Annotated in this window: 14 protein-coding genes; 12 read left to right on the top strand and 2 right to left on the bottom strand. The window is 42.0% G+C overall.

What is annotated here, in order from left to right; genetic code table 11:
- The first annotated feature begins 47 nt into the window (after positions 1-47).
- From accD to purF, 5 genes are all read left to right on the top strand, one after another.
- Positions 48-974, top strand: a complete 927-nt coding sequence (gene accD, locus OCU78_RS10085; protein WP_137374703.1) for an acetyl-CoA carboxylase, carboxyltransferase subunit beta — start codon at positions 48-50, stop codon at positions 972-974.
- Between the two features lie 42 nt (positions 975-1,016).
- Positions 1,017-2,279, top strand: coding sequence for a bifunctional tetrahydrofolate synthase/dihydrofolate synthase (folC, locus tag OCU78_RS10080; protein ID WP_137374702.1), 1,263 nt, complete (start codon positions 1,017-1,019; stop codon positions 2,277-2,279).
- Positions 2,280-2,828, top strand: a complete 549-nt coding sequence (locus OCU78_RS10075) for an SPOR domain-containing protein (protein ID WP_137374701.1) — start codon at positions 2,280-2,282, stop codon at positions 2,826-2,828. It abuts the gene before it with no gap.
- 61 nt (positions 2,829-2,889) lie between these two features.
- On the top strand, positions 2,890-3,381 hold the full coding sequence (locus OCU78_RS10070) for a CvpA family protein (RefSeq protein WP_137374700.1): 492 nt from the start codon (positions 2,890-2,892) through the stop codon (positions 3,379-3,381).
- A gap of 33 nt (positions 3,382-3,414) precedes the next feature.
- On the top strand, positions 3,415-4,929 hold the full coding sequence (gene purF, locus OCU78_RS10065; protein WP_137374699.1) for an amidophosphoribosyltransferase: 1,515 nt from the start codon (positions 3,415-3,417) through the stop codon (positions 4,927-4,929).
- Between the two features lie 101 nt (positions 4,930-5,030).
- Here the strand turns inward: purF and OCU78_RS10060 are convergent, their stop codons facing one another.
- Positions 5,031-5,906 (bottom strand): LysR family transcriptional regulator, encoded by an 876-nt coding sequence (locus tag OCU78_RS10060; RefSeq protein ID WP_137374698.1) that lies wholly within the window; start codon positions 5,904-5,906, stop codon positions 5,031-5,033.
- Between the two features lie 231 nt (positions 5,907-6,137).
- On the opposite strand from OCU78_RS10060, the gene OCU78_RS10055 reads away from it, so the two are divergent.
- The 7 genes from OCU78_RS10055 (at position 6,138) to recR (ending at position 12,021) form a co-directional block, all read left to right on the top strand.
- Positions 6,138-7,241, top strand: coding sequence for a response regulator (locus tag OCU78_RS10055; RefSeq protein WP_137374697.1), 1,104 nt, complete (start codon positions 6,138-6,140; stop codon positions 7,239-7,241).
- A gap of 159 nt (positions 7,242-7,400) precedes the next feature.
- Positions 7,401-7,538 carry a hypothetical protein gene (locus OCU78_RS10050; RefSeq protein WP_167494064.1) on the top strand — a complete coding sequence of 46 codons (138 nt, stop codon included), beginning with the start codon at positions 7,401-7,403 and terminating at the stop codon, positions 7,536-7,538.
- A 46-nt stretch (positions 7,539-7,584) separates the two neighbouring features.
- Positions 7,585-7,950 carry a YbaN family protein gene (locus OCU78_RS10045; protein ID WP_137374795.1) on the top strand — a complete coding sequence of 122 codons (366 nt, stop codon included), beginning with the start codon at positions 7,585-7,587 and terminating at the stop codon, positions 7,948-7,950.
- A gap of 154 nt (positions 7,951-8,104) precedes the next feature.
- Positions 8,105-8,650 (top strand): adenine phosphoribosyltransferase, encoded by a 546-nt coding sequence (apt, locus tag OCU78_RS10040; RefSeq protein ID WP_137374696.1) that lies wholly within the window; start codon positions 8,105-8,107, stop codon positions 8,648-8,650.
- A gap of 18 nt (positions 8,651-8,668) precedes the next feature.
- Complete coding sequence (dnaX, locus tag OCU78_RS10035; RefSeq protein WP_137374695.1) at positions 8,669-10,915, top strand: DNA polymerase III subunit gamma/tau; 2,247 nt, start codon at positions 8,669-8,671, stop codon at positions 10,913-10,915.
- 143 nt (positions 10,916-11,058) lie between these two features.
- The gene (locus OCU78_RS10030) at positions 11,059-11,388 is read left to right on the top strand and encodes a YbaB/EbfC family nucleoid-associated protein (RefSeq protein ID WP_137357674.1); all 330 of its coding nucleotides are present in this window, start codon (positions 11,059-11,061) and stop codon (positions 11,386-11,388) included.
- Between the two features lie 33 nt (positions 11,389-11,421).
- Positions 11,422-12,021, top strand: coding sequence for a recombination mediator RecR (gene recR / locus OCU78_RS10025; protein ID WP_137374694.1), 600 nt, complete (start codon positions 11,422-11,424; stop codon positions 12,019-12,021).
- Positions 12,022-12,074: 53 nt separating this feature from the next.
- On the opposite strand, the gene OCU78_RS10020 is transcribed toward recR, so the two are convergent.
- Positions 12,075-13,187 carry a PKD domain-containing protein gene (locus OCU78_RS10020; protein ID WP_137374693.1) on the bottom strand — a complete coding sequence of 371 codons (1,113 nt, stop codon included), beginning with the start codon at positions 13,185-13,187 and terminating at the stop codon, positions 12,075-12,077.
- Positions 13,188-13,197: the final 10 nt, after the last annotated feature.

Here is a 13,197-nt window from a genome sequence, read left to right as displayed (position 1 = left end):
TTATTTCTTTCGCAATTAGGCGGAGGAATCGAAATAAAAGGTCTTCCATGAGTTGGCTTGAAAAGATTTTAGAAAAGAGCAACATCGTTTCATCTCGTAAAGCGTCTATCCCTGAAGGGGTTTGGACTAAATGTACTTCTTGCGAGCAAGTGCTTTACCATGCTGAGTTAGAGCGTAACCTAGAAGTATGTCCGAAATGTGACCATCACATGCGTATGAAGGCGCGTCGTCGTCTTGACACCTTTCTTGATAAAGGTGAACGCGTTGAACTAGGTTCTGAACTAGAGCCGCGTGATAAGCTTAAATTTAAAGACTCAAAACGTTATAAAGAACGTATCTCTACTGCTCAAAAGAACAGTGGTGAAACGGATGCATTGATTGCAATGAAAGGTGAACTTCTTGGCATGCCAATCGTAGCGTGTGCTTTTGAATTTTCTTTCATGGGCGGTTCAATGGGTTCTGTTGTAGGCGCTCGTTTCGTTAAAGCAGTCGATGCGGCTATTGAAAACAACTGTGGTTTAGTTTGTTTTTCTGCTAGTGGCGGCGCACGCATGCAAGAGGCTCTAATGTCTCTAATGCAAATGGCGAAAACCAGTGCAGCACTAGAACGTTTATCTGCTAAAGGTCTTCCATTTATTTCAGTTATGACTGATCCAACAATGGGTGGTGTTTCGGCGAGTTTAGCTATGCTAGGTGATGTCAATATTGGTGAGCCCAAAGCTCTGATTGGTTTTGCTGGTCGACGAGTGATTGAACAAACGGTTCGTGAAGACCTTCCTGAAGGTTTCCAGCGCAGTGAGTTCCTATTGGATCATGGTGCAATCGATATGATCGTTGATCGACGTGAAATGCGTCAACGTGTTGCTAGCCTAGTTGCGAAAATGACCAATCATTCTTCTCCATTAGTAGTTTCTGTGAACGATTCACCGAATGAAGCTGCTTATGAAGTACCAGAAGCGTCAGAAAAAGGGTAAAGTACTCTCTAACAAGCCAACATAATTATGGTTATTAGTTAGATGAGTCAACAACCTATCCCTCAAGCCACATCCTCATTAGAGATGTGGCTTGATTATTTATCAAACATCCACACTAGCGCTATTGACTTAGGTCTAGACCGAGTTAAAGCTGTCGCTTCAAAAGCAAACCTCACAAAACCAGCTAAGCATATAATCACTGTTGCCGGAACTAACGGTAAAGGTTCAACATGCGCCTTAATGGAAGCTATCTTACTTGATGCCGGATACTCAGTTGGCGTCTATAGTTCTCCTCACTTGATTCGTTATAACGAACGAGTTCGTATTAATGGACAAGATCTTCCGGACGAAAAATTAGTCTCTTCATTCGATTTTATTGAGCATGAACGCGGTGAAATTAGTCTGAGCTTTTTTGAATATGGCACATTAGCAGCTTTGCGAGCATTTCAAGTAGAGCAAGTTGATGTGGTTTTACTCGAAGTAGGGCTTGGTGGAAGATTAGACGCGACTAATATCGTTGACCATGATGTTTCTGTGATTACGAGCTTAGCTGTCGACCATGTTGATTGGCTTGGCGATGACATTAATGTAATTGGTTTTGAAAAAGCGGGTATCTATCGCAGCGGAAAGCCTGCTATTTGTGGTCAACCTAAGCCGCCTGCAACGGTTGCAGCTCATGCTGATGACATTAGCGCTGAATTTTACCAAGTTGGTATCCAATATACTTATCAAGTAGATGGTGATGTATGGCACTGGAGCAGCGGTGCATTCCAACTTGAAAGCCTTCCTGTACCAAGTTTACCACTACCGAATGCGGCAACGGCTTTAATGGCTTTAGGAACATCAGAGCTAAGCATCAGTGATGTCAATGTCGTTAATGGTCTGAAAAGTGCTAAGCTGCCAGGAAGAATGCAGCAAATTAGCCATGAACCTATAATTGTTTTAGATGTGGCGCATAATCCTCATTCAGCTGAGTATTTTGCAACGCAAGTAAAGCAGCTTTATGCTGGAAAAACACTGCATATGGTTGTGGCAATGCTACATGACAAAGATATCCCCGCGACTTTAGAGGTTCTCTCCCCAATTGCTCATCATTGGTACCCTGCATCATTACAAGGTCCTAGGGCTGCAACAGCTAACGAGCTTTGCCTGAGTTTACCTGCAAGTGTTAGTGAGTTTTCTAGCCCTGTAGATGCGTTTAATGCCGCTTTAGTTGCTGCAGAGCCAGAGGATGTCATACTTGTCGTAGGTTCGTTCCATACCGTGGGTGAGGTATTGGAGCATTGGCAGAAAAAAGGAAATTAGATGACAAGTAAGTTTCAAAGCAGACTGGTTGGCACTATTGTTTTGGTCGCTATCGGTGTGATTGTTTTACCTGATGTACTTGATGGTAAAAAGGCACACTACAAAGAAGAATTTGCGAGTATTCCAATCAAGCCAGAGCTCGAAAGTAATGTTGAAATCTTTGAGGTTATAGAACCAATAGAAGATGATATTGCACTTCCAGACTCACCAGTTGAACAAACCGTAGAAAGCTCAGTTGAGAGCTCCAAGCAAGCTTCTGTTGATGAAGTTGCTGTAGTCGAGAAAGTTATTCCTGAGAGGAATGAATATCAAGAGAGTGCTTGGATTATTCAGCTGATGGCTTTGAAGAATGCAGATAATGCGAAAAATGTGGTTAAGGATTTGCAAAAGCGTGGCTATCAAGCCCACACCAAGCAAGAAAAATCATTTACGAGAGTAATTGTTGGACCTGATGTCTCTAAATCGAAACTTGAGCGACAAGTTAAGGAATTAGAAAAAATTACCGGTTCAAAAGGTCAATTGCTTAAATTTAAACCGTTAAATCCATAAGAAAACGTTTGCGTCAGCATTTTTTCTGTTAAAATGCGCGCCAACTTAAGATGAAGAATTCATGAATTGGTTAGATTTTGTCATTTTAGGCGTGATCGGCTTCTCTGCCGTGATCAGTTTAGTCCGTGGTTTCGCTAAAGAAGCATTATCACTTGTTATTTGGTTTGGAGCATTTTTTATTGCTAGCCAGTACTACGCAAAATTAGCGGTGTACTTCACCAATATCGAAGATGAGATGTTTCGTAACGGAACGGCAATTGCAGCGTTATTTGTTGCAACACTAGTGGTTGGTGCATTGGTTAACTATGTCATCGGTCAACTGGTACAGAAAACAGGGCTATCTGGTACAGATAGAATCCTCGGAGTGGTATTTGGTGCTTTACGAGGTGTTTTAATTGTATCTGCAGTACTGTTTTTTATGGATGCGTTTACCGCATTCCCAAGTTCAGAATGGTGGACCAGCTCGCAGTTAGTACCTGAGTTTAGTCGAATTATTGCTCCATTCTTTGAACATTTACAAGCAACATCTAGTTTCTTATCTGGCGCATTTTAGCGCCAGTTACTGTCGCAAATCGAGGATTAGAACATGTGTGGTATTGTTGGAATCGTAGGTTCAACGCCTGTAAACCAGTCAATTTATGACGCGTTAACGGTATTACAGCATCGTGGCCAAGATGCCGCTGGTATTTGTACCATTGAAAGCAATCGTTTCCGTCTGCGTAAAGCTAACGGTTTAGTAAAAGATGTTTTTGAAGCAAAACACATGCAACGTCTACAAGGCTCAGTAGGCATTGGACATGTTCGTTACCCAACTGCAGGTAGTTCAAGTGCCTCAGAAGCTCAGCCTTTTTATGTAAACTCTCCTTTTGGTATCACTCTTGCTCACAATGGTAACTTAACGAATGCGACACAAGTTCGTGAAAAACTATTTGAAAAAGATCGCCGTCATGTAAACACCACTTCTGATTCAGAAGTGCTGCTTAACGTTCTTGCTCATGAAATTGACACGGTTAAAGGCAACGTAACATCAGATGATGTATTTCGAGCTGTAACGAATGTTCACCGTACAATTCGTGGTGCTTATGCGGTTACTGCGATGATTATTGGTCACGGTATGGTTGCGTTTCGTGACCCACATGGCATTCGTCCTTTATGCCTTGGTAAGCGTGAGATTAATGGTCAAACAGAGTACATGGTCGCTTCAGAATCAGTCGCTTTAGATGCCGTTGGTTTTGATTTTATGCGTGATGTAGCTCCGGGTGAGGCCGTTTATGCAACATTCGAAGGTGAACTATTCACTAAGCAATGTGCTGATAACCCACAGTTGAACCCATGTATTTTTGAATTTGTTTATTTCGCACGTCCTGATTCTTTCATCGATAAAGTGTCGGTATACAGTGCTCGTGTTGAAATGGGTGAAATGTTAGGTAAACGCATTAAAGAAGAATACTCTGATCTTGATATCGATGTGGTTATCCCTATTCCAGAGACTTCTAACGATATAGCATTGCGAATTGCTCAAGCTATCGATAAGCCATACCGACAAGGGTTTGTTAAAAACCGCTATGTAGGCCGTACGTTTATTATGCCGGGTCAACAGCAACGTAAGAAATCAGTACGTCGTAAACTTAATGCTATTCGTTCTGAGTTTAAAGGTAAGAATGTGCTGCTGGTTGATGATTCAATTGTTCGCGGTACGACTTCTGAACAGATTATTGAGATGGCTCGTGACTCTGGTGCGAATAAAGTCTTTATGGTGTCAGCGGCACCTGAAGTTCGTTTCCCAAATGTGTATGGTATTGATATGCCAAGCGCAACAGAGCTGATTGCTCATGGTCGTGATAATGCAACGATCTGTAAGCAGATTGGTGCTGATGCACTAATCTTCCAAACACTTGAAGATTTAATCTCTGCAGTTGGTATGGGCAATCAAGACATCGCTCGTTTTGATACCTCGGTATTTAACGGCGAATATGTTACCGGTGATATTGACCAGAAGTATTTGGATTTCTTAGATTCATTACGTAATGATGATTCGAAGACAGAGCGTGAAATCGCTCAAGACTTAGCGAACCTAGAATTGCATAATGAAGGTGCGTAGCACTTTGTAGCACCTCAGTTCAAACAAAAAAACCAGAGCCTAGCTCTGGTTTTTTGTTTTTAATCGGACTGAAAGCTAAATTATTCTAGTCAGTTCAGTGATTAGTGAATGTGGTAAGCGATCACAAAATCAATGAACAAACGTACTTTTTCAGGTAAATGGTCTTTGTGATTATAGAGCATGTAGATGTCTCTAGGGTTTGCACTCCAATCTTCTAAAACCTGAACTAAACTTCCATCTTCAATGTATTCACGGATCATGACATCAGGCATAAGGGTGATACCTAATCCTTCAGAGCATGCTTGTCTTACTACATTTAAAGCATTGGCATTGAAGCGCCCTTTTTCACTATTAACAACGGTTTCATCATTCGAGTTATTCAGTTGCCACTTTATTAAAGGGTAACCTTTAAGCAGGGAGTGGTTGGCAAGTTCTTCAGCATGACAAGGTGCTGAGTTTTTCGATAAATAAATAGGGCTTGCGACTAGAATGTCCTTCACTTCACTTATCTTTCTTGCGATAAGGCTTGAGTCTCGCTGCGGACCCACGCGGAAAATAACATCCCACTCTGTTGGATCTAATTGATCAGCTTGGTTGTTCATCATCAGTTCCAAATTGATATCTGGATACTTTGTCATGAAGTCGCTGAACATTGGCATCATCATACGCTTTGTCAAATTCGATGGCGCTGATATTTTAATTTTTCCAGATGCACCTTTGCATTCATCGGTCAGTTCTTCAGCGGTTGAAGCCAATCTTTGCAGTAAAGGGGAGCATTCGTTAAAAAAACGTTCGCCCGCCTCTGTCAAAGAAAGTTTACGGGCATGGCGATTGAGTAGCCTTAGATTTAGTGAATCTTCTAAAGCTTGAATGCGTCGAGTAATTGTCGCAACTGGGATCATCGTCTTGCGTGATGTTGCGGTATAGCTCCCATTTTCAACGACTAATCGAAATAGGTTTAAATCATCTAATTTCATACGTCCAGACACATTTATTTACGAATTGACTTAATTTATACGTAACACAGTAATCAAAGTTTGCGTCACGTCAACTTGTAGCGCTATTTATAGTATTCCAATGCCTATAAATAATTACCAGTTGTAGTGACGAAATTTGTGTAAATAGTATTTTATTACTAAGTTTTATATGAATATCGATAAACAGATAACAATAATAATTCGAATAATTGTTTTGTGAGGTTAAAGATTATGTACAAGACTCACAGTCAGCCTGTAATGACCTCGGCACAAGAAGTGATTAACCAGAAGTGCATTATGTTGGTTGACGATGACCCAATTTTTCGCCGTATAACCAGCGCTTTTTTAAACGCGCAAGGGTATGAGGTGATAGAAGCTGAAAATGGGCTAGACGCACTACAAAAATTACGCAATGCAGATACTGATCTCGTTGTGTGTGACTTATCTATGCCTGTACTTGATGGTATCGAGTTGGTAGAGGAGGTAAGTCTAGAGTATCCATCACTACCCATGATTGTGGTTTCTGCCACTGACGAAATGTCTGATGTGGCGAAAGCTCTTCGTTTTGGCATTAAGGATTTCCTACCGAAACCAATTGAAAACCACCAACACCTAGCCAGTGCCATAGAAAATACATTAAAAGATTCTTTTGACCATTTATCAGACCAAAGAGATTTTTCTAGTCAATGGTTCTGTGTGGATGATGGCGGTGAGATACCTGAAGATCAGGAACTGCACTGGCATCTCGACTACCTTCAAGATAACCCAAGTGCAGCAAAAGATTTACTACACGCCTTACTGCCCGATAAAGATACGCATCAAGGTATTTGGAAATGCAGTTATCGCTTATTGCAATCTGCAGATGTAATGCCTTTAGTTTTTGATTACGCATGGATGATGAATGGTCAATTCGCTTTTTATCTGGTGGATTCGTCATCCGCAGATCAAGGCGGTGCAGCAACCACCTTGCTAGTTCGAGCGTTGTTCCATGATTACTTGAGAAATTTAAAAAGTTTTAATCCTGACTTAAAAGATATGGCGGATATTCTAGAAAAAGGCATTCAGTGTTCTGAGTGTGCAACACCCGTGAATGCCTTGTTTGGTATTGCAGATTTGTCTGAAGCGACAGTGTCTATTTTACCTGCAGGGTTAGATGCCCAGTGGTCTAATGGTTATGTAAATCAGCATATTGCTGCAGGTAATCAACTTGGCAGTAATTGTAAGAAAAACTTTATTACACAAGAGCTACCTATTCGGTCTGGGTGTCAGCTATCGATGAGTTGTTTGGGGGCATCAAGCTTCAGTTTAAATATTCATCAAGGATCGACAAATTAACCCTATAGTTACTCGGTTTTTGTGAATAAATGATTAAGGTATAGTTGCGCAATTGGTGTGGCTATGCCTTTTTTGTTAAATGCGTATTTTGTCGGAGTATGTGAGCAAAGGGTACATGGTTGCATGAGACTTATTTACTAACAAAAACAAGAAGCAATCATGGCAGATAACAAAGACTTTCAAGACCCGTTTAATGTATTCTACTTTTTAGGATTTTTAGCCGCATTTTTATTAATTCCATTACTACCCGCAACACTGACGTTGTTCCGTGTCTTTAATGGCTATGCTACTTTTTAGTTGATTCTCGGAGGTCACTATCAGCATTCGACATCTTAGCCTGAATATTGCTGGTGGCCTTTGTATTATTCTCGCCTTTCTTGGCATCCTTCTCCCTGTTCTTCCCACTACACCATTCTTGCTTCTGGCAAGCGCTTGTTTCATGCGCAGTAACCCTAAAGTACATCGCTGGATGCATGAGCATAAGACCTTGGGCCCACTTCTTAAGAATTGGTATGAATATGGTGCAGTCACAAAACAAGTAAAAACACGTGGTGTGATTTTTATACTGTTTAGCTTCTTTCTATCCATATATTTCTCCCCGATCCTTTGGGTAAAAGGCTTCCTTGTCGTCGTTCTTATAATCCTCTTATCATGGTTTCTTCGTCTTCCAACGCACGAGTTGGTTGCTGATAGCGAAGAAAATCACTAACATTAACGCAGTATGCCTGCTTATGTAGCGGGCGATTATTATTTCATCAACGATAATGGTAAATGTCGCTGATAATGTGAATTAACTGCATCTTTTCTTAACAGAAACCAAGTCTATTCGTTAGAGAAGCCGCCAATTTAAGTGCATCAATATTATGACAACAAATAAAATCGAGCTGATCAAAGCAAGCATCAAAAGCATTCAAGATTACCCAAAAGAGGGGATCTTATTTCGTGATGTAACCAGCCTTATGGAAGATCCAGCAGCTTACAAAGCAACAATTGAACTGCTAACTGAAACCTATAAAGACATGGGTTTCACTAAAATTGTTGGTACTGAAGCGCGTGGCTTCCTATTTGGTGCTCCTCTTGCATTAGAACTTGGTGTGGGCTTTGTTCCTGTACGTAAGCCTGGCAAATTACCGCGTAAAACTATCGCTCAAACCTATGAGCTTGAGTACGGTACGGATACTTTAGAAATTCACACTGATGCTATTGTTGAAGGCGATAAAGTGTTGATGGTTGATGACTTACTAGCAACGGGTGGCACAATTGAAGCGACCACTAAGTTAATTCGTCAGCTAGGCGGTTCTGTTGATCACGCGGCATTCGTTATCAATTTACCAGAGATCGGTGGTGATAAACGTTTAGAAGGTTTAGGCCTTGAAGTGTTTAGCATCTGCGAATTCGACGGTCATTAATCCTTTTCGGAATTATTCATGAGTTATCTTGCCTTAGCGCGAAAATGGCGACCAACTAAATTTAAAGAAGTAGTTGGTCAAGCCCATGTTTTAACTGCATTAGAGAATGCACTTAGCCAAAACCGATTACATCACGCTTACTTATTTAGTGGGACTCGTGGTGTCGGTAAAACAACCATAGGGCGTTTGTTTGCCAAAGGGCTAAATTGCGAAACAGGGATCACATCAACACCTTGTGGGGAGTGTTCTACCTGTAAAGAAATCGACGAAGGACGGTTTGTCGATTTGCTCGAGATTGATGCTGCGTCACGTACCAAGGTTGAAGATACCCGTGAACTGCTAGACAACGTTCAATATAAACCTGCACGTGGTCGCTTTAAGGTTTACCTGATTGATGAAGTTCACATGCTCTCAAGGCATAGTTTCAATGCATTATTAAAAACATTGGAAGAGCCACCGGAGTATGTGAAGTTTCTTCTGGCGACCACTGATCCACAAAAATTGCCTGTGACTATTTTGTCACGCTGCCTTCAATTCCACCTGAAGCCAATTAGCGTTGATAATATCCACGAGCAGTTAGATCATATCCTTGCTGAAGAAAGTGTTGATTCTGACGCTCGTGCACTTGGTATGATTGCGCATGCAGCTGATGGCAGTATGCGTGATGCTTTAAGCCTGACTGACCAAGCGATTGCTTTGGGTAATGGTAGCGTAACAGCGGATAGGGTTTCTCATATGTTGGGAACTCTAGATACTGATCAAGCTATTCATTTATTGGAAGCAATCAGCAGCAAGCAGCCGCAGTTGGCTATGGATAGTATCCAAAACTTGGCTGAAAATGGCATTGAGTGGGATGGGTTACTCAATCAACTGTCTACTCAGTTACATAGAATCGCTATGTACCAAGCGCTGCCTTCGACCTTAGATAAAGCGCTGCCTGATGCTGAAAAACTAGAGCTGCTGAGCCGAGCTCTGAGCCCTCAAGATATTCAGCTGTATTATCAAATTGCCTTGAAAGGGCGTGAAGATTTGCCTTTGTCACCGACTGCTCGTGTTGGTATTGAGATGATTGTTCTTCGTATGATGGCATTCAGACCTGCAGAGCAAGTTAGTGCGACGGTTATCTCGACTAGCCCAGCGACAGCAGTTCAAGGACTGGCTCCAGCTCAAAACGTTGCTCAGCCTGTGAGTCAACCTGCGTCAATGGTCGATCCGAGACAGCCCACTCAGGCTCCTACGGTTTCACAGCCTCAAGTGCAGCAACAAGCTCCTGCTCCGCAGCAGCCTATACAACAGCAGAATCCAGCACAATATGCAGATTCACAAGGTTACGCTGATCATTCAGGCAACCATGGTTATTCAGAACAGGATTACCCGCACAGCCAGTATGATGCGCCACCTGCTTATAACGAACGTTCTAGCTACGGTGCGGAGCAACATATGAGTCCAACGGCTCAGCAAATGCCACCACAGCAGAATCAAGCGACGAATCAGAGCCAGCCCCAACAGGCAAGCACTGAACCGACGCAACAAGAACAACCAGCGCGCTCTTCATCGCCAGTGAGTGGTTTACGCCACCAACTGCGTTCTCAACGCAGAGGCAATGCAACAACGGAAAGCAAAGGCGCAGCGCCAAAAAAGGCTAAAGCGGCACCAGTTAAATCTTCAGTATTAGATCGTGTTGCTCAGCAACATGGTAGCTCTGATCGGGTGTCGCCAATATCTCAATCTACAGTTCCAGGAAAAGACGATGCGAATGAGCCTTATCGTTGGAAGCCTTCTAAGCCTGTAGTGAAAGAAGTTTCTAAAGAGTTAACACCTACTCAGATAAAGCGAGCGTTAGAACACATCAAAACACCAGAAATGGTCGAGAAATTGTTTAATGAGTCTGTAGAGCAAGATGAATGGTCAGCGACGATTAAGAAGCTTGATACCGCAAAGCTTGTAGAGCAGCTCGCGTTAAACTCTGTGTATGAGCAAAACGGTACGTCTGTTACGTTAACCCTTCGAGCGAATCAAGCGCACTTGAATACCGATAGAGCTCAGAGCGAGTTGCTTCAAGCTCTTAACACAGCCCTTGGCGAAGAGTGCCATTTGAGTGTAGAAATTGGAGAGAAGGGGGAAACCCCACTAGAATTACGAGAGCGCCTGTATCAAGGGAAGCTACAACACGCATTCTCAAGTTTAGAGAATGATGCAAATGTTCAATTTATTGAGAAACGTTTTGCAGCAGAGCTTGATCGCGACAGTGTTCGACCGATTTAGCGTGATGTAACTCACTCGTTATTAAGACAACTCATATATTCGCTGTTTTAAGTCACTTACTGGGGTTGAATAGTCTGTATTCATCCCCCATTTAAGCCTCATAGCTTATTTATATTTATAACCAATTAACCAGAGAGATTATCATGTTTGGTAAAGGTGGTATGGGCAACTTGATGAAGCAAGCCCAGCAAATGCAAGATCGCATGCAAAAGCTTCAAGAAGAAATCGCAAATATGGAAATTACAGGTGAGTCTGGTGCTGGCCTTGTAAAAGTTACGATCACTGGTAGTCACAGTGTTCGCCGTGTTGAAATTGATGAAAGCCTAATGGAAGACGATAAAGAGATGCTTGAAGATCTTATCGCAGCGGCTTTCAACGATGCAGCTCGACGTGTTGAAGAAACTCAAAAAGAAAAAATGGCTGGCGTAACTGGCGGTATGCAATTACCACCAGGTATGAAAATGCCATTCTAAATCGCAAGTGATTTAATTTAGAGCGATTTATTAATGCGTACCAGTCATATGCTGGAGCATTTGATGGAGGCCTTACGTTGTCTACCTGGGGTTGGTCCCAAGTCGGCACAGCGTATGGCCTTTCATTTGTTACAGCGCGATAGAAAAGGTGGTCTGCAACTTGCGGATGCACTAAGCCAAGCGATGACAGAGATCGGCCACTGTAGTGAATGCCGAACTTTTACTGAAGAAGAAATCTGTCATATTTGTACTAACCCGAAAAGGCAAGATAACGGTCAAATCTGTGTGGTCGAAAGCCCTGCAGATATCGCTGCTATTGAAGCAACAGGTCAATATTCAGGTCGCTACTTTGTTTTAATGGGGCATTTATCTCCATTAGATGGAATTGGACCAAGTGACATAGGGTTAGATACGCTGGATTACCGACTGCGCCGTGGTGATATCACGGAAGTCATTTTGGCGACCAACCCAACGGTTGAAGGTGAAGCCACAGCGCATTATATCGCTGAGCTGTGTAATGCTCACGAGGTTAATGCTAGCCGAATTGCTCATGGGGTTCCTGTGGGCGGTGAGCTAGAACTTGTAGATGGCACTACGCTTTCACACTCGTTATTAGGTCGTCACAAAATATAAAAAAAGCCGCTAATGAGTTAGCGGCTTTTTTTGTTTTTGAGCTGTGTTTCTAGTTATAAATAAATAGCTGTAACGACATACTTTTGATTAAAGATAAACTCCGGTACCCCAAGTTCTTGGGTTAACAAATATTCCTCGATCACTTTTACTGCCTGATGGCTGTGCGCCTTTTTCATTCGTACTATTGATTGCGGAAGGAGCGGGTTACTGCTGATGAGCAACTCACTTATATCATCAGCTTGTGCATCTAAATATATGTGAGTAGCTTTGTGAGTGAATAACATCATTAGCTGTAGGGCAACTTGCTCATTAATTTGTCCCTTTTCAGGAAAACCCAACCAAAGTTCATGGGTATCTTTTAGCCCTATCAGCGCTTGATTAATTTCTTTGTTTAGCTGCTTTAGATTTACTGAACTTAAATCGTTAAACGTTATTAGTCCAATATTGTTATTCGTTTCCCAGCGTAAATACAATGTTTCAAAACCTTTGGGAGTTTGCTTCACTTGTTTAGGGTGGGCTAATGGTTGATCGCGGGCTAATGATTGAGAGTGAACGAATGGATTGATGACTAATCGAGCATCCTTTACTTCAAGAAGCATCTCTTGTACTAACTTCAGCCACTCTTTTTTGGTATCGATATTATCGGCTTTGATTTTATATGGCTGGTATATCTCATGCCATTTATCTTCTATTTGGTCGTATGCCGTATAGTTTTCAGCAACTGAATGCCAAATCTCATCATAGTCGTCATGGAACCCTGCACTCATTCTAGCTGAAGTCATCTGAGCTTGTTCGTGTAGGATTACTGTAACTCGGTCAGTGTTTGTTCTTCGGGCACTGTCTTTAACATAGAGCTCAAAAATGTAGGTACCGGCAACTGTTGGATTAATGAGAGTTGCGTTTAATGAATCGGAATTGAGTACAGTTAATTGTTGGGGACCTGAAAGTTGAGTCCATCTAATGGTTTTAATCTCGTAAACATGTTTTGGGTAGGTTTTTGCTGAGCCACTCAAAGTAATTGTGTGTACGGGAAGTGTATGAAGTTGGTCAGCACCAGCATTCACTGTGGGTTTTGTGTATTTATCAGCGTCAGTAACATCATCCACACTGCAGGCTGATAGAAATAACGCTGAAGATAGAAACATCACTTTAAATAAGTTAGACATTTTTGATCCT

Source organism: Vibrio gallaecicus (genome assembly GCF_024347495.1).
In the GTDB taxonomy this organism is placed as follows: domain Bacteria; phylum Pseudomonadota; class Gammaproteobacteria; order Enterobacterales; family Vibrionaceae; genus Vibrio; species Vibrio gallaecicus.
The sequence above is the reverse complement of the archived record's forward strand: the minus strand, read 5'-3'. Positions and strand labels throughout refer to the sequence as shown.